This is a genomic window from Nocardia anaemiae NBRC 100462 (assembly GCF_001612725.1).
Classification (GTDB): Bacteria; Actinomycetota; Actinomycetes; order Mycobacteriales; family Mycobacteriaceae; genus Nocardia; species Nocardia anaemiae.
In genome coordinates, this window is sequence record NZ_BDAZ01000004.1 from 51,355 (window position 1) to 75,616 (window position 24,262).

Here is a 24,262-nt window from a genome sequence, read left to right on the forward strand (position 1 = left end):
GCGGAAGTTCTGCGAGGTGCTCGAAACTGTGGTCCGACACCGGGTGGCGCGTAGAGAATCGAGTCGAGCGAAGGAGATTCATGGAACCGATTGTTTCCGTCACCGGCGGCAAGATCCGCGGCCGGACGACCGCCGGTGTCAGTGCATTTCTCGGAGTGCCGTACGCGGCGGCGCCGGTCGGGCCCGCGCGGTTCCGGCTGCCGACGCGAGTGCCGGACTGGCAAGGGGTTCGTGATGCGCTCACCCATGGCGCGACCTGCGTGCAGACCCCCTATCCCCCGCCGATCCACGCGCTGATCGGCAGCGACGGGATACCGGGTGAGGAATATCTGAATGTCAATGTGTGGACACCGGATCCGGGCGGTGCCGGGCTGCCGGTCATGGTGTGGATTCATGGCGGCGCATTCACCCGAGGGTCCAATGCCAGGGCGATCTACGATGGTGCGGCGTTCGCGCGCGACGGGATCGTGCTGGTCTCGATCAACTACCGGCTCGGCATATCCGGCTTCGCGGCGATGCCGGACGCGCCGCTGAACCGTGGGTTGCACGATCAGCTCTTCGCGCTGCGGTGGGTGCAGGAGAACATCGCGGCCTTCGGCGGGGATCCGAACCGGGTCACCATATTCGGTGAGTCGGCGGGCGGAATGAGTGTGGCGACATTGATGGCTTCGCCGCTGTCGCGTGGGCTGTTCCGGCAGGCGATCATGCAGAGCGGCAATGGATCCGCCGCGGTGGCCGTCGAGGATGCGCGCAAACTCGCGGGAGAATTGGCCACGAGTCTCGGAATAACCCCCACCGCAGCAGATTTCGGCGAGCTGGGTCCCGATGAGCTGCGCGCGGCGCAGGACGCACTCATGCTGGCGCTGATGAGTGATCCGGATCCGGCGCGATGGGGGTCGTCGATCATCGCCAACGGAATTGGGATCATGAGTTTGCTTCCGGTGATCGATGGTGAGGTGGTCGAAGGGCAACCCGTCAAAGTTCTCGCCGCGCAACCTGACCGGGCCGTGCCACTCATTGCCGGATGCACCGCCGAGGAGTTCCGGTTCTTTACCGTCCCGACCGGTATTGCCGCCGGGATCACCGCGGAGACCCTGCCCTTGGTCCTCACCCGCTACGGACTCGATCCGAGGCTCGGGGATATCTACGCTGCGAATCGTCCCGGTGCCACTGCGGCGGATGTCTTCGCCGCGATCATTACCGATCGGGCCTTCCGCTCGGACACCCTGCGGATCGCGCAGTCGATCGCCGCCGCGGGTGCGCGCAGCTACGCCTATGAGTTCGCGTGGTCATCCGGCATCGAGGGGCTCGGTGCTTGTCATGTTCTGGAGGTGCCTTTCGTCTTCGATGCGCTCGCGGGCGCGCACACCCTGACCGGTCCCAATCCACCGCAGGCGCTCGCCGACGAAATCCATTCGGCATGGGTGGCATTCGCCGAGACCGGTGATCCGGGTTGGGCGCGCTTCGAGGAGAATTCGCGGTTGGTGCAGATCTTCGATAGTCCGGAGTCGGGTGTGGTGAGTGATCCGCGTGGGGACGAATTGGCGGCGTTGCGGAAGTCGGTCGCCTGACACGGCGATTGGATCCCGCCGATCGAGATCAGGTGGAGTTGATGGTGAGCACTACTTGTCGAGAGTGCTGGAAATCGTTGCGGCAGAGGCGCATAGGGCGGCGCGGGCGGCGACCACGGCCGGGTGTCGTCCGGTCCCGCGCCGGTAGGCCAAATGGGTTTTACGTCGGGTGGGCAGAGCCGTGAGCACGATGTTCGGCGGTGAGGTCAGTGCACCGAGTTCGGGGACGAGCGCGACACCCTGACCAGCCGCGACCAGGGCGAGGACGGTGCTGAAATCGTCCACGTGATGGCGGACCCGCGGGGTGAATCCGGCCGCCTGGCAGGCCCGGATCGTCATGGTGTGGCAGAGCGTGCCGGGAGTGCCAACGATCCAGGAGGCGCCGCGATGGTTTTCGAGCGGTGTCGCGGTCGGGGCGGCCAGGTAGATCGTCTCCTCGAGGAGCGGCTCGGTGTCCAAGGCGGGATCGGGTTCGGCGGGCACGTAGTCGTACTCTTGGACCAGCGCGACGTCGAGGGTGTCCGTGCGGAGTGCGTCCGGGACGGTGGCCGGATCCAGTTCTGTCACAAGCAATTCCAGGCGCGGATGGTCATGGCTCAAGGTGACCAGAGCCGGGGCGAGGATGGTGGCGACGGCCGTCGGGAAAGCGCCGATGCGCAGTGTTCCGGTGAGTGCGGCGCGGGCGGCGGCGAGGTCGGCGGTGGCCTGTTCGAGGGCCGCGAGAATCGTCTCGGCGTGTTCGACCAGGGTGAGTGCGGCGGGGGTGAGAGTGACGCGTCGCCCGGTTCGTTCGAGCAGTGGTACGCCTGCCTCCCGCTCCAGTCCGGTCAGTTGTTGGGAGACCGCCGACGGCGTGTAGCTCATCGCCGCCGCGACCGCCGCGATCGTCTTGCGATGGGCCAGCTCGCGTAGTAGGCGCAGCTTTCGAACATCGAGCATCAGTTCAGCTTATGCTCAGCGGAAGAAATGTGAACTGGACCTGATGTATCGCGGCGGGCCAGTCTTGAAATCATGACGCTCACCGGCCTCTTCGTCCCCCTGATCACGCCGTTCGACGCCAATGGCGAACTCGCCGCCGACGCACTGGCGGGCTTGGCTCACGAGATGCTCGACGACGGCGCAACCGGCATCGTCGCACTCGGCACGACCGCCGAAACCGCAACCCTCACTTCGGAAGAGCGCGCCCGCGTCCTCGATATCTGCGGCACCGTCTGCCGAGAACGCGACGCTGCCTTGATCGCCGGTGCGGGCACCAACTCCACTGCGGATTCGGCTCGAGCGCTCGCTGCCCTCGGCCCCACCGTCACTGCCGCACTTACTGTTGTCCCCTATTACACCCGCCCCTCCGAAGCGGGCGTCGTTGCCCACTTCCGTCAGCTGGCCGCCCACAGCCCAGTGCCGCTCATCGTCTACAACATCCCGCATCGCACCGGCCGCATCCTCAGCCACGACAGCCTCCACGACCTCGCCCACATTCCGAACATCATCGGCTTCAAACACGCCGTCGGCGGCATCGACGACACCACAACCACTTTCATGGCCACCCACCCATCCGACATCACCGTCCTAGCCGGTGACGACCTGCACGCCGCCGCACTCCTGGCCCTCGGTGCTCCCGGCGCCATCCTCGCCACCGCTCACCTGGCCACCTCCGATTTCGCCACCCTGGTCCACCTCTGGCGCAACGGCCCCATCGACGAGGCCCGCACCCTCACCCACCGCCTCACACCGCTGTCCGCAGCCCTCTTCGCGGAACCCAACCCGGTAGTCATCAAATCCGCCCTGGCCGCCCAAGGCCGCATCCCCACCCCAACCGTCCGCCTCCCCCTCCTCCCCGCCACCCCCGAAACCACTGCCGCCGCCCTCGAAGCCCTCCCCACAACCATCCCAGCCTGATCGCCAATCCATCAGCACCCCAACGCGTTTCACAATCCCGCAGCCCTTCGGGCGAGTTCCTCCCGTACATCACCGAGTGTGCGCAGACGACTGTCCCGCCCCGGCCGCATGGACCGAAGCGGCGACCATTCCGATCTCGTCGCCGAGCCTGACCGCATTCGTCGGCTTCGTGGTGTCGACACGGATCACCGGGGTCAGTTCGAGCGGTCGACCGTGCGCTGCCCACTTGTCCCAATCGCGCGCGAGGCGAAGCCCGTCGTTGTGCACCGCGGCACGCTGTCGCCGCGCATACCTGGCCCGCGCCGTCCCGACGGAAGCGTCACACCAGATCTCGATCGCCCGATCGGCGCCGACACGGTGAATGCCCGCTCGCGCGAACTCGAGGTCGCGCGGTCGGAACCACCATGAGTCGATCACCACCGTCTGCGGTATCGCCGTAGCCATCGCCCAGACAGCCTCCATCGCGATCGCGCCGAGCGAGGGCACGTTCTCGGGCCGGGAAATGTATTCCGCCAAGGCTTCTTTCACTGTGTCCTTGGACAGCAGTTGTGCATCCAGTTCGCGGGCGAGCAGCGCCGCCAATGTCGACTTGCCCGAACCGGGTAGCCCGTTGACCAGAACTAGGAGTTTGTCCTTCGCTCGTTGTGTCATCCCGTCATCCTTGCTGGCTTCATGGTTGATTCAGCACCGGCTCGGGCGGGATTTTGCGCCAGGTGGGGCGGTGGGCGTTGGTGATCCAGCGGAGGGTCCATTCGGCGGGGCCGTAGCGGAACCAGTGGAGCCACAGTGCGCTCGAGGCTAGTTGGAGGGTGAAGACGAGCAGGGCTGTGATCATGGTGGCGAGGGGGGAGAAGGTGCCTGCGGTGGCTAGACCGATGCCAGTGAAGATCAGTAGGCCTATGGCTGATTGGGCCAGGTAGTTGGTGAGGGCGATGCGGCCTGCGGGAGCCAGGGCTGTGCGAATGAAAGACATACGGGGGCTGTGCATTACGCGAAGCAGGGTTGCCACGTAAGCGGCGGTCAGCAGGGGTGCGGTGGCGACACTGATTGCTACCGCGAGGGTGTGGCCGACGCCGCCGCCGATCGCGAAGAGGATGCTGCCCGCGAGGCCGATGGGAAAGCCGATGAGTTGGATTCGGCGCAGGATCGGTTCATCGCCGTGTACATGGGCGAGCAGTTTGCGGCGGCCCGCGACCATGCCGAGTAGGAACATGGCCAGTGCGGTCGGTCCCTGCAGGGTAAGTGCTTGCAAGACAAGGAGTCCGAGGCCGTCGAGGTGTTCGCCTATCACCTCGCCCCAGCCGCCGAGCATGGCCTGGGTCGCGCGCTCGGCATTGGCTTGCGCCTCCGCGGTCGAGGGCAGTAGTGCCGACGCGTCGATGAACACCGCACCGAGCAGCAGGCTCGCCACGACCAAGCCGTACAGAATCGCCGCGACGCGCAAGGCGGTTCGGTCGCTGACCCGGCGCATCCAGAACAACACCAAGCACGCCACCGCATAGGTGGTGAGCACATCGCCCGCATACAGGAACACGATGTGCAGCACGCCGAGGACGAACAGGCCGCCGATGCGACGCAGCATCCGCGGTTCGAAGGCGGTTCGCGCCGCCACCGCCGACTCCATCTGCAGAGTGAAGCTGTAGCCGAACAGAAATGAGAACAGCAGATAGAACTTCATTTCGATGAACACCTCGGACAGTCCGCGCACGGCGTCGTCGAGGACGGAGGTGTATGCGGGGTCGGTCACGAGATTGCCGGGATAACCCGAGGCCATAAAGGTGATGTTCACGATGAAGATGCCCAGCAGAGCGAAGCCACGCAGAGCGTCGACGTCGTGTACTCGCGATCTCGGGGCGACTAGCTGATCGGTCATTACGTTCTCCGCAAATCTTTAGTATCCAAGGGATACTATCCACCATATACTATATCTGGCGCTAATATCCGCCCGAAGCATTGCTGATCCCGAGGAGGTAAGGCCATGGCCGACGAGGCGCCGCCCGCCGACCTGGGCAGACTCTGGCGACTCCCGGCCCCCGCGCGCCTCGGACGACCGGCGGAACTGGATGTCGACCGGGTTGTGCGCGCCGCGGTGGATCTCGCCGATCGCTCCGGGCTCGCCGCGGTCACGCTGCTGAAGGTCGCACAGGCACTGGGTTTCACGAAAATGGCGCTGTACCGCCACGTCGGTTCCAAGGACGAACTCTTCGAGCTGATGGCCGATTTCGCCATCGGCCCGGCACCGGATCTCGGTACCGGCCCCCTCGACTGGCGGGCCGGGCTGCGGCAATGGGCGCACGCGATGCGCGCGGTCTACGCCGAGCATCCGTGGCTGCCGCAGATACCGGTCTCCGGGCCGCCGCGCGGTCCGAACACGATCGACTGGATGGACGCCGCACTGCGCGCACTCGCCGACACCGGACTCGACTGGGCCACCAAGGTCGGCATCCTGATGTTGGTGAGCGGGCATGTGCGGCAAGCCAGTCTGCTCACCCAGGAGATCACCGAGGCACGGCGCGGCACCGGTCTCGACGAGGCGCAGGCCAATCGGAACTACCGCCGCACGCTCGCCGTCCTCGTCGATCCCGAGCGTTTTCCCGAGGCGGCCGCACTGTTCGCCAGCCCGCTGTTCGAATCACCACCGGACGGGGATACCGACGCGGCCGACCAGGACTTCGTATTCGCGCTGGAACTGATTCTCAACGGTGTGGCCGCCGAGATCGACGGCGGATAGGACTCAGTCGAGTAGACGCCAAGCCCAAGTGGTGGACAGTTCCAACGGGTCACTCGCCGTGACCGGTCGTGCGTGGGTGTTGATGCCGTTGGGCGGACCGGATTGCGGCTCCACGCACACGGCCTCGGGTTGCTGGTCGAAGACGACGACCCATTCGGCGGGACTGGTGATGGTCAGCTCCAGGGCGTGCGGCCAGGTCAGGGTGACAGTGGTGCCATCGGGCATGCCGAAACAGTCGTCCCAGGGTCCGGCTTGCGGGGCGATGCGGCGTCCGGTCGGGAGATAGTCGGGGCCACGCTCCTCCTGCCACGCGGGAGTGAAGTCGAACTGGACGTCCTTGCCGGAGCCCAGATTTCGCTGGAACCAGGGATGCCAGCCGACCTGCGCCGGAAACGGCTCGCCAGCGGTTTCGACCCGCATGGTCAGGGTGATCGAGTGCTCGGCGAGCTGGAATTCCTGAGTGACTCGCCCGCGATAGGGCCACGGGTCGGTGAGTTCACAGCTCAGCGCGGCGGTGGATTCCGTCGTGCTGAGAACATGCCACGCCCGGTCGCGGGCGGTGCCGTGGATAGCGTGCGGATCGGCATTGATCGGCATCTGATGCAACGTCGCGCCGTACCGGAACTGCCCCGATCCCATCCGCCCACACCAGGGCGCCATCGGAAACGCGCCGTACCGTGCGCCCTGCCGCAACAGCTCCAGCTCACCGACCCGGAAACTGGTCAGCCGCCCGCCGTTCTGCGGGTCGATGCCGACCTGCGCCTTGCCCGCGGTCAGCACAACACCGGAATTGCCTGCATCGACCATGAGCGTTCCTCCTCCGACTATGGGGTCAGATAAGACACAGTGCCATGAGCAGCACGGTCACGCTGACCGACGCGGCGTGCCCGAATCACTCGAGGTGACTTACCTGGCGCGACTGGCGCGGGCATGCTTGGGTTAGGGCGGCATCGGCGGTCGGAAACGTGAGGTGACGGATTTGCTGGATATAGTGCGGGGCGTGTCCTTCGTCCAGCTTGCGCTCGACCGGATCCCGGAGCCGTACCGGTCGTATCTGATCCAGCGGCGTGAGCTGCTGAAGTTCGCCGTGGTGGGCGGGATCACCTGGTTCATCGACACCGGAATCGTCTATGCGCTGAAGTTGACGGTGCTCGGCGAGAAGCCACTCACCGCGCGCGTGCTCGGTGTGTTGATCGCGACCATCGTGTCTTATGTGCTCAACCGGGAGTGGTCGTTCCGGACCAGGGGCGGTCGCGAGCGGCACCACGAGGCGGCGCTGTTTTTCGCGATCAGTGCGCTCGGTATCGGCGTCACGCTGTTGCCGCAGGCGATTGCGCTGTATGTGCTCGATATTCGGGTGCCGCACGTCAGTCCGGTCACCCAGGCCGTCTCGAATTTCATTACCGGCCAGATTCTGGGCGTGCTGCTCGCCATGGCGTTCCGGTACTGGGCGTTTCGGCGGTACGCCTTCCCCGACGATCTCGTCCAATCGGAGCTCGAACCGCGCTAGCTCGCTTACCTTCGAGGTAATTGCCGCGGATCGGCAGCCGGGGCGAAGATCGCCGGTATGACCCAGATCGGCCTACTGCTACCCAGCCGCGAAACCGCGATGACCGGTGAACATGATGCCGCCGGATTGGTCCGGTTCGCGCGCGCCGCCGAGGATGCCGGTTTCGATTCGGTGTGGATCGGCGATTCCCCGCTGGCACGAACCCGAGTCGATCCGCTGCCGCTGCTCGCCGCCGTCGCCGCCACTACCGGGCGCGTCAGGCTCGGCACCGCCGCGCTCACCGCGACATTGCGTCATCCACTGCTCGGCGCCCACACCGCCGCCACTGTCGACCAGCTCAGCAACGGTCGGTTGATCCTCGGCCTCGGCGCCGGATTCCCGCTCCCCGAAAGCCGCGACGAATTCGCCGCTGTCGGTGTGCCTTTCGACCAACGCGTCGGCCGACTGGACGAAACGGTGGCCATCTGGCGTCGGAGTTGGTCCGGCGGAACCGAATTCGACGGCCGCTACTGGCAACTCGACGATCTGACCCGCACTCTCCCGGCTGCGAGTCCGGCCGGTCCCCCGCTGTGGCTGGCGGGCAGTGACACACCGCGGGTGCTCGAACGGGTGGCCCGCCACTACGACGGCTGGCTGCCGTTCCTACCGGACCCGGACGCCTACGCCCGCGCATGGCGCACCCTGCGCGAAAAGACCACCCGCTGCATCACCCCCGCCCTCTACGCCACCATCAACATCAATCCGGACGCCGCGGCCGCGCGTACCGAACTAGACGGCTACGTCCGTCGGTACTACCGCCGATCACTGGATAAAATGTCCACGATTCAAGCCTATTTCGGCGGTTCCGCCGACGAATGCGTGCACTGGCTCGGGCGGTACATCGATGCGGGTGCGCAGCATCTGGTGCTGCGCATCGGCTCATTGCAGGCCGGTCGCCAACTGGATCTCCTCGCCGAGGCAATTCTCCAAACGGCTTGAGTCTCAGCTCTTCAGCTGGGCGATCTGAATCAGATTGCCGCAGGTGTCGTCGAGCACCGCGGTGACCACCGGTCCCTGATCGAGCGGTTCCTGAGTGAATCGCACGCCGAGCCCGCGCAACCGCTCGTATTCGGCGGACAGATCGTCCACCGCGAACGAGGTGAACGGAATCCCGTCCTCGACCAGCGCCTCCTTGAACGGCCGGACCGCCGGATGCCCATCGGGCTCCAACAGCAGTTCGACGCCGTCCGGTTCCTGCTGCGAGACCACCGTCAGCCAGCGCGCCTCGCCGAGGGGAACCTCGGTCTTCTTCACGAAGCCGAGCACCTCGGTGTAGAAGCGCAACGCCTTGTCCTGATCGTCGACCAGAACACTGGTGATATTGATGCGGATCATGGGTCCTCCTGGAGCCAGCGGTCGGTGAGCCGCCGCAATGGTTCTCGATTCAGATGGTGGAACTTGTACCGGCCGTCCCGGCGCGTGGTCACCAGACCGGCGGCCGCCAGCACATCGAGATGCTGCGAAATCGCCTGCCTGCTCGAGGTGAGCTGGTGCACCATGGTGAGCCGCGCGCAGAGCTCGAACAACGTCTGACCGTCGCGATCGGCCAGTTCGTCGAGGATCGTCCGTCGCGTGGGATCGGCCAGCGCCTTGAAGATATCGCCGCTCACGACACCACTATAGGCAAGTAACCACTTGCCTATCAAGTGAGGTTCGAAGCGAAAACAGGGCGGGCGAATGTGTCGGTGGCCGAGTTAAATTGGGTTGATGAGCTATGAGTTCGTGGTGCTGCCCGCGGGCGCGGCGGCATCGCCGGGGGACGTACTTCCTTACTTTCGATCCAGACGCGGGCAACCCGCCGATGACCACCTCTACCGCACTGTCATCGCCGGACTGCACAGCTGGAACAGCCGAATTCCGGCCGCCGCCCGGCATGCCAGGCTGCGGATCGAGGCGGCCGGAGACTCGGTCCGGGTAACCGCCGCCGACAGTGTGGATCGCCGCAGGACGCGCGGCTCCGCCATGGACTATGCCGCGCCGCGGGTGCGCGAGCTCATCGAAGCCCTCATCGCGGGTTTCGCATATGAAATCTACGATGCGCGAACAAACACCTTGACCAGCCCGGAAATTCGCCGCTACGCCTCGATCGATATCGGTGGTGAACACCGATACTCCTCACTCACCCAGCGCGAGATCTTCGACTGGATTCGCCAACTCCACCTGTTGGCCGCCACCCCGTTCCTGATCGCCGAAAAGCGAAACGACGCAGATAGTTTCATCCACACCCGCCGCAACTCCCCCACCGACTACACCCTCGAACTACACCACCCGATCCGCAACCAACGCCTCGGCGCCACGCTGACCGACGGCGCGACAGTCGCCCAACTCATCTGGGACTGGGCCTGCGACGAATGGAGCCGCCTGGACGGTATCGATTGGGCACCATTGGACTGAATCCAGCAGCGCACTAAGTAATTCGCACCGCAGCCGCGCGTCGCTCGGCGTCCGCCGCGGTCGTGCCACCAATTCGTTCCCGCCCCGCCGCTGGCGTGGGCGAGGCCGAGAGCGCGGGTTATCGCGTCGTCGAGGCATTCGATCGCCCAGGCCAGGGCGCGGGGTCAGCTCTGGGACAAAGGCATTCGCCTACGTCGAATGTCCGGGCAGTACGCAGACCGCGTCCAAGCCGAGTACATGGTTGAGTCGCCCGAAGGCCAACCATGATCCGATGCTCATGCTCAATTCGACGATTTCGGTCTGGGAGTACTTGGCTCGCATTCGATCCCAGAACTCCTCGTCGAGATTGTGGTGGTCGGTGGCGTAGCGTTCGGCGTATTCGGCGGCCAGCCGGGTGCGTTCGTCGAACAGGTCGGTGGTGCGCCAATTGCTGACCGCGTCCGCGAACTCGGGCTCCACCTTCTGGCCGTCGCGTTCGGTGCGCCAATCCAGGCAGAAGATGCAGCCGTTGACCTGGGCGATCTTCAGCCGCGCCGCCTCGAATTCGCGCAGACCGAGGGTCGAATGCGAATACACCGACAGCGAGAAGTTCGAGGCGGCCAGGCCGATGCCGGGCACCATCTCGCCCCATACGTAACCGATCGGGTCCTTGCCCTCGGGGATGTCGATGATCATGGATATTTCCTTCCGAGCTTGCCGACTGCGGGACGCAGTGGGACATCGAGCGCGTCATAGAGTCCGGGTTCGGCGTCGACGAGCCAGTCGATGGCATTCACCAATCGGCCGACCGCGGTGGCATTGCCGCCCGCGGAACGGTTTCCGTCCTCGTCGGCGGCCTCGATGGTGATTTCGATGCGCGGGTGGCCCTCGATGAGCACGCGGTGCGCGCCCTCGCCGTCCGGTGGCGTCGGCCAGTCCGGCGCGCAGGCGGGATGGATCCGGGTGACGTGCTCGATGACGATGCGTGCCTCGCCCTCGACGATCCCTTGCACCTCGAATCGCAACGCGCCCTGTGTACCCGCCGCGAACTCACCCATCCGCTCGGTGCTCACCGTGGCGTCGAGCGCGCGCCGGTCCAGGGTTTCGCGGATCTCCTCGAGTTCGACGCCCAGCGCCCGCGCCATCAATCGAATCTGCCCGCCCCACACCATGGTCGGGACGCCAGACGCCACCATCGGCGGCAGGTAGTCCATCGGCTGGCCCATGCCGACCAGATAGCGCACCGAATCGGGCTGGTCGTAGGTGGTGTAGTCGAATATCTCCTGGCAGCGGATCACATCCACGCTGCTGCCGAGTCCGCTCATCAGCAGCGGCAGCACATCATTGCCCCAGCCGGGATCGACACCGGAGACGAAAAGTGACCCGCCGCCCCGCGCCACGGCCGCAAGCACCGGATCGCGCATTTCGGATGGCGCGCTGCGTGGATCGTAGAGCGCGTACAGCGCCGGGGTTACCACCACCGCGCCGGATTCGATGGCCCGGACGATGTCGGCGAGCGCGTCATCGGGACGGGTATCACCCGACGCCGCGTACACCACCGCGCGAGGTCCGGCGGCCAGGGCGACCTCGATATCGGCGGTCGCCGGGACGCCGAGGTCGTAGTCGAGCCCCGCGAGCCGACCCGCATCGCGGCCGACCTTATCCGGATTGTGGACGAGCACGCCCGTGAGTTTCAGCGCCGGGTGGGCGTCGACGGCGCGGATGGCCGCACGGCCGACATTGCCGGTGCCCCAGACGATCGTGGGGATCATCGAGTGAGCGTAGCAAGCGCTTGGTTCGGGGACCGGGGTAATCGGAATTACGCAGTGGTGCTGGGGAATTCGCGCGACTACTTTCCGGTGTTGTAGCGGACCAGATAGTCGGCGAAACGTCGGATATCGGCGTCATCCCATGCCGTCAAGCGCTCGGCGAACTCCTGATGGCGACGACGTTCGGCCGCCCCCGCGACCCGCCGACCCTCTCCCGTCGGCCGCAGAATGTGGTTGCGCCGGTTCTCCGGATCGACCTCTCGAGTCAGGTAGCCCAAGCGCTCCAGTGCCCCCACCTGCCGACTGACCGTGGACTTGTCGAGTACGAAATGCTCCGCGAGATCGGTCGCCTGACAACCGTCGCGCTCGATGACCAGATCCAGAATGCTCGACGCCACCAGCGACAACTCCGGATGCAGCTCCGAGGCGCGGCCACGGGCTCGCCGGGCGAAGGCGGTCAGCTCGCGCTGGATGATATGGATCGCCGCGCTCCGCGGTTCGCTGGTCATGGTTGCACTATACATCAGTTGTATGATACAACAGTGATAGTTGCATTTACCAACTATTAGGAGTTGACCCCCTCATGCGTTCGCACCAGCTACGGCATGTCGCCGGACATCTGCTGACCCCACTGCTGATGTGTCTCGGTATGGCGCTCGCCTATCTGGGTGCGTTCCATCAACCCGAGCCGAATCACCTGAAGGTGGCGGTGGTCGGCACATCCGCGCAGGACATGGTGCTGGCACAGACGATGAAGGACAAGGCCGGTGACGCACTCGAGGTCCTCACGCTGCCCACCCGCGATGATGCCACCGCGCAGTTGCGCGACCGCACACTCTCCGGCGCGTACATTCCCGACCCGCGACATCCCGAACTACTTGTGGCCAAGGCGAATTCCGATACCACCGCCATGGCGGTCGAATTGGTGTTCCGGCAGGTCGCCGGGACGCAGGGGATGCCGATGACGCTCACTGATATCACCCGGACCGCCAGCGGCGACCCCACCGGACAGGGCCTGTTCTTCCTGCTGGTCGCCCTGAGCATCGGCTCCTACGGCAGCGTCGCCGCGATCGGTGCGGCGGGCGCTGGACTGTCGATGCGGGTGCGCGCGGTGATCGGCCTGGTGACCTCGCTGGTGGTCAGCGTTATCGGAATCGCGGTGGCCGCACCGGTCTTCCACATCGTCGACCACGACTACGCGGCGATCTGGGCCATGGGTTGGCTGTACTCGGCGGGCATCATCACCGTCGGCATCGGACTGCATACATTCTTGAAGCGTTGGACCACGCTCGCACTCATGGTGCTGTTCGTCATGCTGAACTTCACCACCTCCGGCGGCATTTACCGGCCCGAACTGCAGAACGGTTTCTTCGGTTCGCTGCACGCCTTCTGGAACGGCGCGGGTTTCGTGGAGGGTGCGCGCAGCTTGCTGTACTTCGCCGGTGGTGCGGGATTCGCCGGTCGCATCGCGAGCCTGTTCGTGTGGCTGGCCGTCGGCGCGGTAGCGCTGATGGTCGCCGCGCGATATGAACGGCATAACTTCCCCGCCCCCGCCGCTGCGGTGCGCGTGCAGCGACCGGTAGCGGCCGAAGAGGAAATCGAAGAGGCGGTCGGCGTCTGACGCCGTTTCGCGGTCACGTCGCATCGCGGGCCGGGACCGGGTACGATGATCACATCGCCGCTCTGGCACTCGAATTCCGCAGAACCTGATTTATATGTAACCGCGAGTTACATATAAATGCGTGCCGTCGTCAAATCGGGCACGGTCTGCAATATCGCATGGCGCGCAACGTCACCCGAGTTGATGGAAGCGCATATCAGGGTGCAAGATCATGAATGTGTCGCGTGGCGGCGCCGGGTGGACGGCGATCGGCATGGAGGCACCGTGATCGAGGAGTCCGCCGTGCGTCCACCTTCGCGCTCGCACTGAGGTCGAGCGGGGCATTGATGCCCCACTGCATTCCAGCACCCTGCGCGGAGCCGCACGGCTCGCGCGTCTTCCTCGAGCGAGAGACGATTTATGGCATCAACCGAGCACGACGCAAACCGAGCGCGTGCCCTCGGACAGGAACTGGTGGCGGTACACGACTGGCTGCGAACCGAACTCAGCAGAATCCGCGCGGATGTCACCGCCTATGCAACCGGTTCCGAGCCGCGGCCGATGCGACTTCGCGCGCACTGCACCGCATTCTGCGCCGCGCTGACCAGGCATCACACCGGCGAGGACACCGTGGGGTTCCCGGCACTAGCCGACCAGTTCCCCGAATTGGCACCGGTTTTGGCCGAACTGCGCACCGACCACCAACTGGTCGCGGATATCCTGCGCAGACTGACCGAACTGCTCGACTCGATCAGGCCGGACAATGCCGATACCGTACGGCGCGAACTCGACGGACTGGCCGCCGTCCTGGAATCGCACTTCCGCTGGGAGGAACGCAGGCTCGTGCAGGCTTTCGACGGACTCGAAATGGGTACCAGGACGGGCGAGGAACTTCTCGGCGTCACGTTCGCGCTGGATCGCATGCGCTCGGCGCGGGACTGAGACAGCCACTAGATCAGAGGCGGGTACGGTATTACCGGCCGGGCCGCGTAGACAGGGGCGAGGAAGCATCGGTGAAAGGTCGGGGCGCGATATGAATCAGCCGTATTCGCACTGGTATGCCCAGAATTCGCCGGAAAACCTACCGCTGGCCGCCCGGTATCAATCCGCCGACCCGATCACCTGGAACGGCAGCCTGATCTACCCGATGTACACCGAACAGGTTGGGCCCGCGCCGATCCTGGTCACCATGAAGTTGCTGTCCGCGGCACCGCCCGCGGGTCTGCGCGGACACGGAATCGGGTTGTCGGTGGTCGACGGGCATATCGGCATCGACGGCAGACGTCTGGCCGGAGTCGATGTGTGGAGCGATGCCCTCGCCACCGGCGTCACCTTCGAGGTGGTCCCGACCGAACCGAGTGCCCTGTTCTCGCTGACACCGGTCTGGGTCGACGGATTCGGCGCACAGAAATCCTGGTCGGGCAACTACGGCATCCTCATCGAACAGCCACCGAGCGGGCGGATCGTCCTGTGGTGCAGCGTCGGCGAGGGCCCGCCCAATTTCGCCAACCTGGTGATCGAGGTGGACACCGCGAGTTCGCCCGCCGCCTCCGTCGCGGCCCCGGCGGCCGCCGCCCCCGAGCCAGCGCCACAACCGTCGCAGCCCGCGGAACCGCGCCAGGAAAGATCGGGGCAGCCGACGCCACCGACACAGCCGCAGCGAACCGTGCCCGTTGCCCAGGAGCCGTCTGGACTTCCTGAGCCGCAGCCGACACCGGCGCAGCGGACCGTGCCGGTTGCGCCAGACCAGACTCGCCTCCCCGAGCCGCCACCGACACTGCCACATCGAGCCATGCCCGTCGCGCAAGAGCAGACTCGCCTCCCCGAGTCGCCACCGACACCGCCGGACCTCGAATTGGTTCGGTTTCCGGAACCACTGGAAACGGCATTCGCCCGTCCCGAACTTCCGGCGGCCGAGCAGACCACGCCGTTGCAAGCCGCGCGCAGCCGGTTGGCGGAGCCGTCGGTTGCCGCGCAGGTGCCGGAGCGGGCAGCGGAATCCGACCATATCCCGCTTCCGGAACCGCCGAAGTCCGAGCAGCCGAAGTCGCAGCAGCGGAACAAGGACGGCGACCGCGGCTATCGCGCCGCCCTCTACGATCTCGGCGTCGCTATGTTCGGCCGCGGCGAGGAGGAACAGGCGTGCGGTCTATGGGCACAGGCCGCCGAGGCCGGGCATGCCGGGGCGGCCTATGACCTCGGTGTCGTCCTGTTCAATCGTGGCGAACTCGGCGATGCCGAGCGCTGGTGGCGTACCGCGGCCGAACGCCGCGAATCACGCGCCATGACCGGACTCGCCGAGCTTCTCGAACGTCAGGGCAACCACGCCGAAGCCCAGATGTGGCGCGCCTGCGCGGCGGAGGAGAAGACCGACGAACACAATCAATCGGTAACTTCCGGCTGAGTATCAGCGGATCGGTGTGAGGTGTTGATCCCTGATGGCCATCAGCGCGTAACAGAGCAGGTCGAGTCCATCCCAAAGCAGCGGGATTGTCGGCGCGCGGATCGTCGCCGCCAGACGAAATTTCCGGTCTCGGCGGCTGCCTGGCTGCCACGCTGCGCCGGGCCTATCCGGCCCACCTGATTCGAGCGGCCTGCGTCGTGGCCGGAATCGCCCTCGACGAGCCGGTCGGCCTCGTCTCCCCCGACCGCTGGCTCACCCTCCAGCTAGCAAATCAGTTGAACAACTCGGCCGCCATCGGGGTATCGGCGGAGCTACGATGCGCAGATGGCGCACCCCGCTCCGCCGGTTCTGGGGGCGACGGTCGCTCCGGACCGCTCGCCAGGTGGTTCACGCGGCACTGGGGTCGCCGAGGTCGTCGAACGATTCGCCGAAGCCTGGCGGGCCGCTGACACTCCCCCGGATCTGCCCGCGTTTCTGCCGGACTCCCCCGCTATCCGCCGGGTGTCGCTGATCGAGCTGATCAAGGTCGACCTGGCGAACCGGTGGATGCGCGGCACCGAGCCGAAGCGTCTCGCCGAATACGTCGACGAGCTGCCGGAATTGCGTACCTGGCCGCTGCCGCCGGATCTCATCTACGAGGAGTTCCACGTCCTCAGGCGCGCGGGCGCCTCGGTGGATGTCGAGGAATACACCGCGGCCTATCCCGAACAGGCCGAGCAACTCTCGCAGATGCTGGCCACCGACGACTACCGCAGCACTCTCCTGGCCGTCTACGCCGACCCGGCGAATCTCGACGAGATCGACGTCGGCCAGAAGATCGATGACTTCGACCTGATGACCGGGCTGGGGCGCGGCGCGTTCGCGCGGGTGTTCCTGGCCAGGCAGCGCTCCATGCAGCGACTGGTCGCGGTGAAGATTTCCCAGGACAAGGGCGCGGAACCACAGACGCTGGCCCAACTCGATCACGACTACATCGTGCGGGTCTTCGACCAGCGCGTCTTGGCGAGCCGTCGCCTGCGACTGCTGTATATGCAGTACGTGCCGGGCGGCACGCTGTTCACCGTACTCGAGCGGGTGCGCCGTACACCCGCGGCTGAACGCTGCGGCGCGCTGCTGCTCGATGTCATAGATTCCGTCCTCGCCGACAAAGGCGAGATCCGCCCCAGCGAATCGCCCGTGCGCGCCGAACTGGCCGAATTGTCCTGGCCGGAGACCATTGCCTGGCTCGGCCGCAGGCTGGCCCAGGCCCTGGACTACGCCGGACGCTGCGGGGTGCTGCACCGCGATATCAAACCGGCCAACGTGCTGCTGACCGCCGAGGGCATCCCCAAACTCGCTGATTTCAATATCAGCTTCAGCGGCAACGTCTCCGGTGACAGCCCGGTCGCCTACTTCGGCGGCTCGCTGGCCTATATGTCACCGGAGCAACTGGCCGCCGTGCACCCCGACATGTCGACGACGGCCGCCGACCTCGACACCCGCAGCGACCTCTACGCCTTGGCCGTCATGCTGTGGGAATTGCTCACCGGCCGTAAGCCTTTCGATGACGATGCGGTGACCGGCGGCGATCGCACCGCACTCGACGGCATGTTGAACCGCCGCTGTGGCAGTCCGCAATCGCTGCCGTATCAGGACCTTCCGGCCGATTGCCCGGCCGCGCTGCGCCGCGCACTGGTCCGCGCGCTCGACCCGGATCCGGATAAACGGTGGGCAAGCGGTGCGGATATGGCCCAGCAATTCGATGTCTGCCTGGACGCCCGCGCCCGTGACCTGGTCGACCCGCCGCCGCACAGTTGGCGACTGCGGGCCCGAGTACTCATGCACCCGATCATGGCGCTGGCCATCGGCGGCCCGAATGCGCTGGCAATCCTGTACAGCTACAACCACAATCGCACGCTCATCATCGCCAAACTGGACGAGCAGGCGCAGCACCGATTCGACCAGTTCGCCGTAACCACTTACGGCATCTGCTTTCTGATCGGGGTCATCGTCACCAATGTGCTGGTGGTCGATCTGTGGTCCATCTCGCGCGGACTACGCAAGGGCAAGTCCTACGATGCGCCCACGCTGGCACTCGCCCGCAGCGACGCGCTGCAACTCGGTCGCCGAAATGTGTTGACCTGCTTCGCCTTATGGGTGTTGGCGGGGGTCGTAGTCCCGGTTTCGGTGCAGGTCTCCGGCAATCACCTCACCGCCGAGGCCTATGTGCACTTCTTCATCACCCAGATAGTGTGCGGCGCGATCGCCATGGCCTACCCATATTTCCTGGTCAGCTTCTATGCGGTGCGCAGCATCTACCCGATGTTCCTGCCGCACGGTGGACTCGGCGCCGCCGACGGCGCCCAACTGCGCCAACTCGACCGCCGCAGCACCTACTTCCTCGCCATCGCCGCCGCCGTACCGCTGCTCGGCGTCGCGGGTGCGACCTTCATTCCCGCCGAGGATATTCCGGCGGTCATCGTGCCGTTGCGCGTGCTGTGCGTCGGCAGCGCGCTGGCCTTCATCGCCATCTACTGGTTGTTCCGGATGCTCGAACAAGACCTCGCCGCCCTGGAACGCATCGCGTCTCGGCTTGTGCGCAAACCCCCCCACAGGTAACAGTTAGGCCAAGAGCCCGACGCTTGCCGGAAGATTGCCAGACGGCGCGATACCGGCCAACCCGGTCCGGGGGGCCATGCCGCACTGCACAATGTGTTCTAGAGGTGCTTCGTGCACTGTCATTGCGCGAGAACTGGGGAACCGGGAGCGAATATGACCGCCAGAGCAGATCTCGAACAGGAACTGGGCGGCCCCGTCGCGGCCCTCGATCAACTCTCCGAGGCCGAGTCGGCGGAATTGCTGAGCATGTTCCGTGACGCGCGCAGAGCTGAGACGGCCGGACTCGCCGAGGCCGTGGACGGATTGGTCGGTGCGCTGCCCTGGCCGTTGAGCACCGCGGCGAAGAAGGTCATGTTCGGGAATCGGCTCGGATGAGTACAGCGTCGCGAAGTGACTCGGTCGGTGGTGGCCGGGAGACGGGCGGGCCGGACCTGGTTACCCGGGCGCAGCTGGTTCTGCTGGCCCGCACACTGGATGTCCCCGTCGAACGCCTGGAGCATTTGGGGAGATTGGGCGCCGAGCAACTGCACGAACTGCAACAACGCATGGCGCGCGTGCTCTTCGACGACCACTCCGTGACCTTCGGGCGGCTCAGCAAGCTGGTGCCGATAATTCCGCTGAGCATTTCGATACCGCTGGTGCAGCGGGTCGTGCCGCCGATGATGGGCGGACGCGCCGCGGGTGCGGTCGGCATCGAACATCCCAAGAAGGCCGCGGAAGCCCTCCGGATGCTGGATCCCAAATATGCCGCCGATTGCGCGCCGTATATCGATCCGCAGACGGTCGGCCGACTCGCCGATGTCGCGCCGCCGGAACCGGTCGTGCAGGTCGCCAACGAGTTGATGCGCCGCAAGGACTATGTCACCGCCGGACCGTTCCTCGGCTTCGCGACGACGCAACTCGTTCGTGCCATCGAGGCGGGCGTGCCCGATGACGAAGGCCTGATCCTGGCTGCCGCCTACGCCTACTCCGGCAGGAATATCAGCGCGATCGTGCGTCAACTGCTGACCGGGCCGCTGGATCGGATACCGCATATGCTCGCCACCGTCCTGGCCGGTTCCACCGAGCTGCGCTTGGCGGCGGTATCGGTTTTCGCCCGCTGCGACGAGGATGTGATCGAAGCACTCGGCGATATCCTGCTCGATATCGGCTCGCCCGAAGCGATTACCGAACTCGTCGCCACCTTCATCGAGCACGGCGCGATCAAGGACATGCTCCGTTTCACCGCCTACCTGAGCCCATCGGCACTGGACACCCTGGCGGCCAACCCGATCACCGCGGATTCGGCGGCGCTGGTGGCCGCGCTCGCGGGACAGCGCGATCCGATTCTTTGGCGTGGGCTACTCGACTTGGTCGAGCGCACCGATGTCGAGATCCAACGCCGAATCGGTACGCAGCTACTGGAATTGCCCGAATCGACGCTGACCGCGATACCCGGCATTGCGACCGAGGGCCGGTTGTGGTCGACACTGCTGCGGATCCTGTCCGTCGCAGATGCCGACACTCAGGCCCGTCTCGGCGAGCTCTGGGCCGAACTGCCCGCCGACGACCGCACGGACATCCAGGGTCGCGCCCGCGATCTCGGACTCGCGACGCGCCTGGCCGCACTGACCGTCACGTTGGACATCTACGGCTGACATCCGATGCATATTCGCACCCTGTGCAACCGAATGTCCACGCGCGCAACCGGTCTCGGGCGAGGCAGCCCGAGACCGGTTGCGCTATGGGGGACTACACCGGTGTGAAGTCCCGGCTCGCGATATACGTCGGTCGTGGGGCCGGGGCGGCGAACGGCTCCACCAGCGTGTTCTCCACGCTGTTGAACACCAGGAAGATATTCGACCGCGGGAACGGGGTGATGTTGTTCGACGAACCGTGCATGATGTTCGAATCGAACAGCAGGGCCGATCCGGCGCTGCCGGTGAACTGGGTGATGCCGTACCGGTTCGCCAGCGCATCGATATCCGCGTGCGTCGGGACGCCGATCTCCTGCTCCTGCAACGACTCCCGATAATGCTCGGCCGGAGTGCTGCCGGTGCACGGCACGAAGGTGCGGTGCGAGCCGGGCATCACCATCAGGCTGCCGTTGATCGGGTAATTGTTGGTCAGTGCGATGGACAGGCTGACCGCACGCGGTGCGGGCATACCGTCCTCGGCATGCCAGGTCTCGAAATCCGAATGCCAGTAGAAACCGGTGCCGCGGAAGCCGGGCATGTAGTTCACCCGGCTCTGATGGATGTAGACATCCGAGCCGAGCACCTGCTTGGCCAATCCGGCCACCCGGGATTCGCGCACCAGATCGGCGATCGCGCTGCTGAGCCGGTGCACCTCGAAGACCGAACGCACCCGGTTCGAGGCCTTCTCCACGATCACCCGGTCGTCACCCTGTAGCGCCGGATCACCGGCGAGACGGTCGATTTCGGCACTGAACTCCGCGACCTCGTCGGGTGTCAACAGCTCTTCGACGATTCCGAAACCATTGGCATCGAAGGAGGCCAGCTCCTCGGAATCGACCGCGCCCCAGAGCGTGGGATCGGTCCGCTCCCGGTGCTCGCCCGCCGTGACGAGCCGAGTCGGGTAGCGATCGTCGGTCTGCACCAACGTCATTGCTCCTCCTATCCGCTTACCTGGGCCGCGACCAGCGGGTAGACACCCTCGCTGTCGTGGACCTCCTGCCCGGTGACCGGCGGGTTGAACACGCACATCATCCGCATGGCGGTACGCACCTCCAGGCGGTGGCGCTCGTGTCCGTCGAGCAGGTACATCGAGCCCGGCGCCAATTCGTAGCTGACGCCGTGATCCAGATCGGTGAGTGTTCCTTCACCTTCGATGAGCCACACCGCCTCCACGTGATGGCGGTAGTGGAACTCGTGCACGGTCCCGGCCTCGATGCTGGTCTCGTGGAAGGAGAATCCGACACCGTCGCCGCCGAGCACGATGCGCTTACTGCGCCAGCCCTGGCCCGCGACATCGCGTTCGGTGCCGGTGATCTCCGCGGTGCTGCGCACGATCATCTCAACGCTCCTGTCCGACAACGGTGCCGATCGCGCCGGTCAGCACCCGTAGACCATGCTCGACCTCCTCGTCGGTGACCGTCAACGGCGGCAGCAGCTTCACCACTTCGTCCAGCGAACCGGAGGTCTCCACCAGCAGCCCACGCTCGAAGGCCACCTGGCAGACCTTGCCCGCCTGGGAGGGATCGTCGAAGACCACGCCGTGCACCAATCCGCGACCACGCGTCGAAATGCCGGGGAAATACTCGGCCGCCTGGGTCAGGGCCGCGCCGATCCGCTGCCCCTTGGCTTCGGTCGAGGCCTGCAGCGTGCCGTCGGACCAGAAGTGCTCCAACGCGGCCTGTGCGGTGATGAAGGCCGGGTTGTTACCGCGGAAGGTGCCGTTGTGCTCACCCGGCGCCCAGACGTCGAGCTCCGGCCTGAACAGCACCAGCGCCAGCGGCAGACCGTAGCCGCCGATGGATTTCGAGAGCGTCACGATATCGGGGGTGATACCGGCGATCTCGAAGGAGAAGAACGGGCCGGTTCGGCCGCAGCCCATCTGCACATCGTCGACGATCAGCAAAATGCCACGCGCGGTGCACAATTCGGACAGATGCCGCAGCCACTCCGGGCGTGCGATGTTCACACCACCCTCACCCTGCACCGTCTCCACGATCACCGCAGCGGGCCGGTCGAAACCGGAGGAAGTGTCGTCGAGCACCCGCTCCATCCACTGGAAGTCGGCGGTGGTGTTGTCGAAGTAGCCGTCGTAGGGCATATGCGCGGCGTGTACCAGCGGCACACCGGCACCGGCCCGTTTGGCGGCATTGCCGGTCACCGACAGCGCACCCAGCGACATGCCGTGGAAGGCGTTGGTGAAGCTGATGATCGTCTCGCGTCCGGTGACCTTGCGGGCCAGCTTCAGCGCGGCTTCGACGGCATTCGCACCGGTCGGGCCGGGGAATTGGACCTTGTATTCCAGGCCGCGCGGCGCGAAGACGGTATCGCGCAGGGTTTCCAGCAGTCGACGCTTGGCCACCGTCGACATATCGAGGCCGTGGGTGATCCCGTCACCGGCGATGTAGTCCAGCAGCGGCTGCTTGAGTACCGGATTGTTGTGGCCGTAGTTCAACGCCCCCGCTCCGGCGAAGAAGTCGAGGTACTCCTTCCCGTCCTCGGCGCGCAACCAACTCCCGGACGCGGTGGTGAACACCGTCGGCCAGGCGCGGCAATAGCCACGGACATTGGATTCGAGCTCCTCGAAAATGGTCGTCTCGGCGGTAATCAACGTCGATCCTCCTGCTTTCGGGCGGTAGGGGCGATCAAATAGAGGTCTTCGGCAGCGTGGCTGTCCGGGAAGAGTGCGGAATCGAATAGGGGTTGTTTGGTCAGCTCGGCCGACCGGCGACGCGCCACCGAGGCGAACATCGCGATCGAGGCCGGATTGTCCGGTGCGATGGTGGTCTCCAGTGCCGAGACACCGGCACCGGCCACGGTGTCGAGCAGCGCGTCCAGCAGCGCGGTGCCGAGGCCGCGTCCCCGCTGTTCGTGCTCGACCGCGACCTGCCACACGAATACCGTCTCCGGCGCCTGCGGACGCAGGTAGCCGATCACGAATCCGACAACCCGGTCACCGACTTCGGCAACCACCGAGGTGCTCGCGAAATCACGACACCACAGCAGGTAGGCGTAGCTGGAATTGGTGTCGAGAACCTCCGAATCCTTGGCGATACGCCAGATCTGGGCCGCGTCGCCGACTCTCGGCGGACGCAGCACCGGCTGCGCGTGCGGCCCGGAAATCGGTACGGCCGAAGGGTATTCGGTAACCGACGGCTCGATTGTCGTGGTGGACAAGGTGTGCAGTGACATACGTCTCCCTGGTCGGGTCTGCAGTACTTATCCAGGCTTACGAAGCAACTTTGAGGTGAACCTGTCGATCTCTTTGCGGTTGTATTACGAAAAGATCACAACCGCAGGCAGCGTCACACTTCGGTACCACTGCGCGTTCGGTCACAGGCTCAGTGCTGCAGATCGAGTCGGTAGCCAAGACCTCGCACGGTGACCACGATGCGCGGATCGGAGGCGTCGAGCTCGATTTTGGTGCGCAGACGGCGCATATGGACATCGACGATCCGCTCATCGCCGAAAAAGCCGTCGTCCCATACTCTTTCGAGCAGGACATTGCGGCTGAGCACCCGTCCAGGCGATTCGGCGAGTTCGCAGAGCAATTTGAATTCGGTGATGGTGAGCCGGATTTCGTCCTCACCGCGGCGCACCGCACCGCCGTCGCGATCCAGCACCAGTGGTGCGTCGGGGTGCGCGTCGAGTACGGCCTCGCGCGGCGCTTCGCGTTCCATGGTCAGGCGCGCGCGCCGACGCAGCGCCCGCATGCGCGCGGAGATCTCCTTGATCTCGAACGGCTTGGTGACATAGTCGTCGGCACCGGCCTCCAGCGCGGCCACCACATCATGGGTGTCATCGCGGGAGCTGATCACGATGATCGGGACATCGTGCTCGCGGCGGATCTCCCTGATGCAATCGAAGCCGTCCATGTCGCCGAGCATCAGCTCGACGATCATCACATCGGGAGCGCCATTGCTGCGCAGATATGTCAGCGCGTCCTCGGCCTCATGTGCCTCGGCAACGTCGTAACCCTCGTCTTCCATGGCCGTACGCAGTGCGCCACGTATCACTTCGTCGTCGTCAACGATCATCAGGTTTGCGGTCAAGCCCTCATCCCTTGCAGCCACGCGGACGCGACGCGACGCGGAGACT

Annotated in this window: 26 protein-coding genes; 12 read left to right on the forward strand and 14 right to left on the reverse strand. The window is 65.5% G+C overall.

Annotation, left to right across the window (positions count from 1 at the left end; translation table 11 throughout):
• Positions 1 to 80: 80 nt before the first annotated feature.
• Positions 81 to 1,571: a carboxylesterase/lipase family protein gene (locus NA5_RS03580; protein ID WP_062981856.1), complete on the forward strand. Its 1,491-nt coding sequence runs from the start codon at positions 81 to 83 to the stop codon at positions 1,569 to 1,571.
• 51 nt (positions 1,572 to 1,622) lie between these two features.
• On the opposite strand, the gene NA5_RS03585 is transcribed toward NA5_RS03580, so the two are convergent.
• Complete coding sequence (locus NA5_RS03585; protein ID WP_062981858.1) at positions 1,623 to 2,510, reverse strand: LysR family transcriptional regulator; 888 nt, start codon at positions 2,508 to 2,510, stop codon at positions 1,623 to 1,625.
• Positions 2,511 to 2,582: 72 nt separating this feature from the next.
• Here NA5_RS03585 and dapA point away from each other — a divergent pair, with 72 nt between their 5' ends.
• Positions 2,583 to 3,467 (forward strand): 4-hydroxy-tetrahydrodipicolinate synthase, encoded by an 885-nt coding sequence (gene dapA / locus NA5_RS03590; protein WP_062981860.1) that lies wholly within the window; start codon positions 2,583 to 2,585, stop codon positions 3,465 to 3,467.
• A 69-nt stretch (positions 3,468 to 3,536) separates the two neighbouring features.
• Here dapA and NA5_RS03595 read toward each other — a convergent pair whose 3' ends face one another.
• Together NA5_RS03595 and NA5_RS03600 are read right to left on the reverse strand one after the other, a co-directional pair.
• Positions 3,537 to 4,118, reverse strand: a complete 582-nt coding sequence (locus NA5_RS03595) for a P-loop nucleotide/nucleoside kinase family protein (RefSeq protein ID WP_062981862.1) — start codon at positions 4,116 to 4,118, stop codon at positions 3,537 to 3,539.
• Positions 4,119 to 4,137: 19 nt separating this feature from the next.
• Positions 4,138 to 5,340, reverse strand: a complete 1,203-nt coding sequence (locus NA5_RS03600; protein ID WP_062981864.1) for a DUF418 domain-containing protein — start codon at positions 5,338 to 5,340, stop codon at positions 4,138 to 4,140.
• Positions 5,341 to 5,445: 105 nt separating this feature from the next.
• Here NA5_RS03600 and NA5_RS03605 point away from each other — a divergent pair, with 105 nt between their 5' ends.
• Positions 5,446 to 6,198 carry a TetR/AcrR family transcriptional regulator gene (locus tag NA5_RS03605; protein ID WP_062981866.1) on the forward strand — a complete coding sequence of 251 codons (753 nt, stop codon included), beginning with the start codon at positions 5,446 to 5,448 and terminating at the stop codon, positions 6,196 to 6,198.
• Positions 6,199 to 6,201: 3 nt separating this feature from the next.
• Here the strand turns inward: NA5_RS03605 and NA5_RS03610 are convergent, their stop codons facing one another.
• Entirely contained in the window at positions 6,202 to 7,005 is an 804-nt protein-coding gene (locus tag NA5_RS03610; protein WP_062981867.1) for an aldose epimerase family protein, read from the reverse strand.
• Positions 7,006 to 7,198: 193 nt separating this feature from the next.
• Here NA5_RS03610 and NA5_RS03615 point away from each other — a divergent pair, with 193 nt between their 5' ends.
• Both NA5_RS03615 and NA5_RS03620 read left to right on the forward strand, forming a co-directional pair.
• Positions 7,199 to 7,708, forward strand: a complete 510-nt coding sequence (locus tag NA5_RS03615) for a GtrA family protein (RefSeq protein ID WP_062982369.1) — start codon at positions 7,199 to 7,201, stop codon at positions 7,706 to 7,708.
• Between the two features lie 57 nt (positions 7,709 to 7,765).
• Positions 7,766 to 8,686 carry an LLM class flavin-dependent oxidoreductase gene (locus NA5_RS03620; protein ID WP_062981869.1) on the forward strand — a complete coding sequence of 307 codons (921 nt, stop codon included), beginning with the start codon at positions 7,766 to 7,768 and terminating at the stop codon, positions 8,684 to 8,686.
• A 3-nt stretch (positions 8,687 to 8,689) separates the two neighbouring features.
• Here the strand turns inward: NA5_RS03620 and NA5_RS03625 are convergent, their stop codons facing one another.
• Positions 8,690 to 9,079 (reverse strand): VOC family protein, encoded by a 390-nt coding sequence (locus NA5_RS03625; protein ID WP_062982371.1) that lies wholly within the window; start codon positions 9,077 to 9,079, stop codon positions 8,690 to 8,692.
• Positions 9,079 to 9,357, reverse strand: a complete 279-nt coding sequence (locus tag NA5_RS03630) for an ArsR/SmtB family transcription factor (RefSeq protein WP_062982373.1) — start codon at positions 9,355 to 9,357, stop codon at positions 9,079 to 9,081. The genes NA5_RS03625 and NA5_RS03630 overlap by 1 nt, the downstream gene beginning before the upstream one ends.
• A 97-nt stretch (positions 9,358 to 9,454) precedes the next feature.
• On the opposite strand from NA5_RS03630, the gene NA5_RS03635 reads away from it, so the two are divergent.
• Complete coding sequence (locus tag NA5_RS03635) at positions 9,455 to 10,141, forward strand: hypothetical protein (RefSeq protein ID WP_062981872.1); 687 nt, start codon at positions 9,455 to 9,457, stop codon at positions 10,139 to 10,141.
• 189 nt (positions 10,142 to 10,330) lie between these two features.
• On the opposite strand, the gene NA5_RS03640 is transcribed toward NA5_RS03635, so the two are convergent.
• The 3 genes from NA5_RS03640 to NA5_RS03650 form a co-directional block, all read right to left on the reverse strand.
• Positions 10,331 to 10,816, reverse strand: a complete 486-nt coding sequence (locus tag NA5_RS03640; RefSeq protein ID WP_062981874.1) for a carboxymuconolactone decarboxylase family protein — start codon at positions 10,814 to 10,816, stop codon at positions 10,331 to 10,333.
• Entirely contained in the window at positions 10,813 to 11,892 is a 1,080-nt protein-coding gene (locus tag NA5_RS03645) for an NAD(P)H-dependent amine dehydrogenase family protein (RefSeq protein WP_062981876.1), read from the reverse strand. Before NA5_RS03645 ends, NA5_RS03640 begins: the two co-directional genes overlap by 4 nt.
• A gap of 77 nt (positions 11,893 to 11,969) precedes the next feature.
• Positions 11,970 to 12,398: a MarR family winged helix-turn-helix transcriptional regulator gene (locus tag NA5_RS03650; RefSeq protein ID WP_084483856.1), complete on the reverse strand. Its 429-nt coding sequence runs from the start codon at positions 12,396 to 12,398 to the stop codon at positions 11,970 to 11,972.
• 74 nt (positions 12,399 to 12,472) lie between these two features.
• Between NA5_RS03650 and NA5_RS03655 the strand changes: the two genes are divergently transcribed.
• From NA5_RS03655 to NA5_RS03685, 6 genes are all read left to right on the forward strand, one after another.
• Positions 12,473 to 13,510 carry an ABC-2 transporter permease gene (locus NA5_RS03655; RefSeq protein WP_062981880.1) on the forward strand — a complete coding sequence of 346 codons (1,038 nt, stop codon included), beginning with the start codon at positions 12,473 to 12,475 and terminating at the stop codon, positions 13,508 to 13,510.
• Positions 13,511 to 13,909: 399 nt separating this feature from the next.
• Positions 13,910 to 14,431, forward strand: a complete 522-nt coding sequence (locus tag NA5_RS03665) for a hemerythrin domain-containing protein (protein WP_063813169.1) — start codon at positions 13,910 to 13,912, stop codon at positions 14,429 to 14,431.
• Between the two features lie 91 nt (positions 14,432 to 14,522).
• A complete protein-coding gene (locus NA5_RS03670; RefSeq protein WP_062981884.1) occupies positions 14,523 to 15,893 on the forward strand; it encodes a tetratricopeptide repeat protein in 1,371 nt (456 codons plus the stop codon).
• A 324-nt stretch (positions 15,894 to 16,217) separates the two neighbouring features.
• Positions 16,218 to 18,491, forward strand: coding sequence for a serine/threonine-protein kinase (locus NA5_RS03675; protein ID WP_062981886.1), 2,274 nt, complete (start codon positions 16,218 to 16,220; stop codon positions 18,489 to 18,491).
• Positions 18,492 to 18,644: 153 nt separating this feature from the next.
• Positions 18,645 to 18,866 carry a hypothetical protein gene (locus NA5_RS03680; protein WP_062981887.1) on the forward strand — a complete coding sequence of 74 codons (222 nt, stop codon included), beginning with the start codon at positions 18,645 to 18,647 and terminating at the stop codon, positions 18,864 to 18,866.
• The gene (locus NA5_RS03685; RefSeq protein WP_062981889.1) at positions 18,863 to 20,128 is read left to right on the forward strand and encodes a hypothetical protein; all 1,266 of its coding nucleotides are present in this window, start codon (positions 18,863 to 18,865) and stop codon (positions 20,126 to 20,128) included. Before NA5_RS03680 ends, NA5_RS03685 begins: the two co-directional genes overlap by 4 nt.
• Before the next feature lie 94 nt (positions 20,129 to 20,222).
• Here the strand turns inward: NA5_RS03685 and thpD are convergent, their stop codons facing one another.
• The 5 genes from thpD to NA5_RS03710 all read right to left on the reverse strand — a co-directional run bounded on the left by thpD (position 20,223) and on the right by NA5_RS03710 (position 24,216).
• Positions 20,223 to 21,098, reverse strand: a complete 876-nt coding sequence (thpD, locus tag NA5_RS03690; protein WP_062981890.1) for an ectoine hydroxylase — start codon at positions 21,096 to 21,098, stop codon at positions 20,223 to 20,225.
• Between the two features lie 8 nt (positions 21,099 to 21,106).
• Positions 21,107 to 21,505, reverse strand: coding sequence for an ectoine synthase (locus tag NA5_RS03695; RefSeq protein WP_062981892.1), 399 nt, complete (start codon positions 21,503 to 21,505; stop codon positions 21,107 to 21,109).
• A gap of 1 nt (position 21,506) precedes the next feature.
• Complete coding sequence (gene ectB / locus NA5_RS03700; RefSeq protein ID WP_062981895.1) at positions 21,507 to 22,775, reverse strand: diaminobutyrate--2-oxoglutarate transaminase; 1,269 nt, start codon at positions 22,773 to 22,775, stop codon at positions 21,507 to 21,509.
• A complete protein-coding gene (gene ectA / locus NA5_RS03705) occupies positions 22,772 to 23,356 on the reverse strand; it encodes a diaminobutyrate acetyltransferase (protein WP_062981897.1) in 585 nt (194 codons plus the stop codon). Before ectA ends, ectB begins: the two co-directional genes overlap by 4 nt.
• A 149-nt stretch (positions 23,357 to 23,505) precedes the next feature.
• Positions 23,506 to 24,216 carry a response regulator gene (locus NA5_RS03710; RefSeq protein WP_062981899.1) on the reverse strand — a complete coding sequence of 237 codons (711 nt, stop codon included), beginning with the start codon at positions 24,214 to 24,216 and terminating at the stop codon, positions 23,506 to 23,508.
• Between the last annotated feature and the right edge of the window lie 46 nt (positions 24,217 to 24,262).

What these genes read in the sequence shown, in the direction of transcription:
- NA5_RS03580 (WP_062981856.1), top strand. Translation starts at nt 81, where the DNA reads ATGGAACCGATTGTTTCCGTCACCGGCGGCAAGATCCGCGGCCGGACG.
- NA5_RS03585 (WP_062981858.1), bottom strand. Translation starts at nt 2,510, where the DNA reads ATGCTCGATGTTCGAAAGCTGCGCCTACTACGCGAGCTGGCCCATCGC.
- dapA (WP_062981860.1), top strand. Translation starts at nt 2,583, where the DNA reads ATGACGCTCACCGGCCTCTTCGTCCCCCTGATCACGCCGTTCGACGCC.
- NA5_RS03595 (WP_062981862.1), bottom strand. Translation starts at nt 4,118, where the DNA reads ATGACACAACGAGCGAAGGACAAACTCCTAGTTCTGGTCAACGGGCTA.
- NA5_RS03600 (WP_062981864.1), bottom strand. Translation starts at nt 5,340, where the DNA reads ATGACCGATCAGCTAGTCGCCCCGAGATCGCGAGTACACGACGTCGAC.
- NA5_RS03605 (WP_062981866.1), top strand. Translation starts at nt 5,446, where the DNA reads ATGGCCGACGAGGCGCCGCCCGCCGACCTGGGCAGACTCTGGCGACTC.
- NA5_RS03610 (WP_062981867.1), bottom strand. Translation starts at nt 7,005, where the DNA reads ATGGTCGATGCAGGCAATTCCGGTGTTGTGCTGACCGCGGGCAAGGCG.
- NA5_RS03620 (WP_062981869.1), top strand. Translation starts at nt 7,766, where the DNA reads ATGACCCAGATCGGCCTACTGCTACCCAGCCGCGAAACCGCGATGACC.
- NA5_RS03635 (WP_062981872.1), top strand. Translation starts at nt 9,455, where the DNA reads ATGAGCTATGAGTTCGTGGTGCTGCCCGCGGGCGCGGCGGCATCGCCG.
- NA5_RS03640 (WP_062981874.1), bottom strand. Translation starts at nt 10,816, where the DNA reads ATGATCATCGACATCCCCGAGGGCAAGGACCCGATCGGTTACGTATGG.
- NA5_RS03645 (WP_062981876.1), bottom strand. Translation starts at nt 11,892, where the DNA reads ATGATCCCCACGATCGTCTGGGGCACCGGCAATGTCGGCCGTGCGGCC.
- NA5_RS03650 (WP_084483856.1), bottom strand. Translation starts at nt 12,398, where the DNA reads ATGACCAGCGAACCGCGGAGCGCGGCGATCCATATCATCCAGCGCGAG.
- NA5_RS03655 (WP_062981880.1), top strand. Translation starts at nt 12,473, where the DNA reads ATGCGTTCGCACCAGCTACGGCATGTCGCCGGACATCTGCTGACCCCA.
- NA5_RS03665 (WP_063813169.1), top strand. Translation starts at nt 13,910, where the DNA reads ATGGCATCAACCGAGCACGACGCAAACCGAGCGCGTGCCCTCGGACAG.
- NA5_RS03670 (WP_062981884.1), top strand. Translation starts at nt 14,523, where the DNA reads ATGAATCAGCCGTATTCGCACTGGTATGCCCAGAATTCGCCGGAAAAC.
- NA5_RS03675 (WP_062981886.1), top strand. Translation starts at nt 16,218, where the DNA reads ATGGCGCACCCCGCTCCGCCGGTTCTGGGGGCGACGGTCGCTCCGGAC.
- NA5_RS03680 (WP_062981887.1), top strand. Translation starts at nt 18,645, where the DNA reads ATGACCGCCAGAGCAGATCTCGAACAGGAACTGGGCGGCCCCGTCGCG.
- NA5_RS03685 (WP_062981889.1), top strand. Translation starts at nt 18,863, where the DNA reads ATGAGTACAGCGTCGCGAAGTGACTCGGTCGGTGGTGGCCGGGAGACG.
- thpD (WP_062981890.1), bottom strand. Translation starts at nt 21,098, where the DNA reads ATGACGTTGGTGCAGACCGACGATCGCTACCCGACTCGGCTCGTCACG.
- NA5_RS03695 (WP_062981892.1), bottom strand. Translation starts at nt 21,505, where the DNA reads ATGATCGTGCGCAGCACCGCGGAGATCACCGGCACCGAACGCGATGTC.
- ectA (WP_062981897.1), bottom strand. Translation starts at nt 23,356, where the DNA reads ATGTCACTGCACACCTTGTCCACCACGACAATCGAGCCGTCGGTTACC.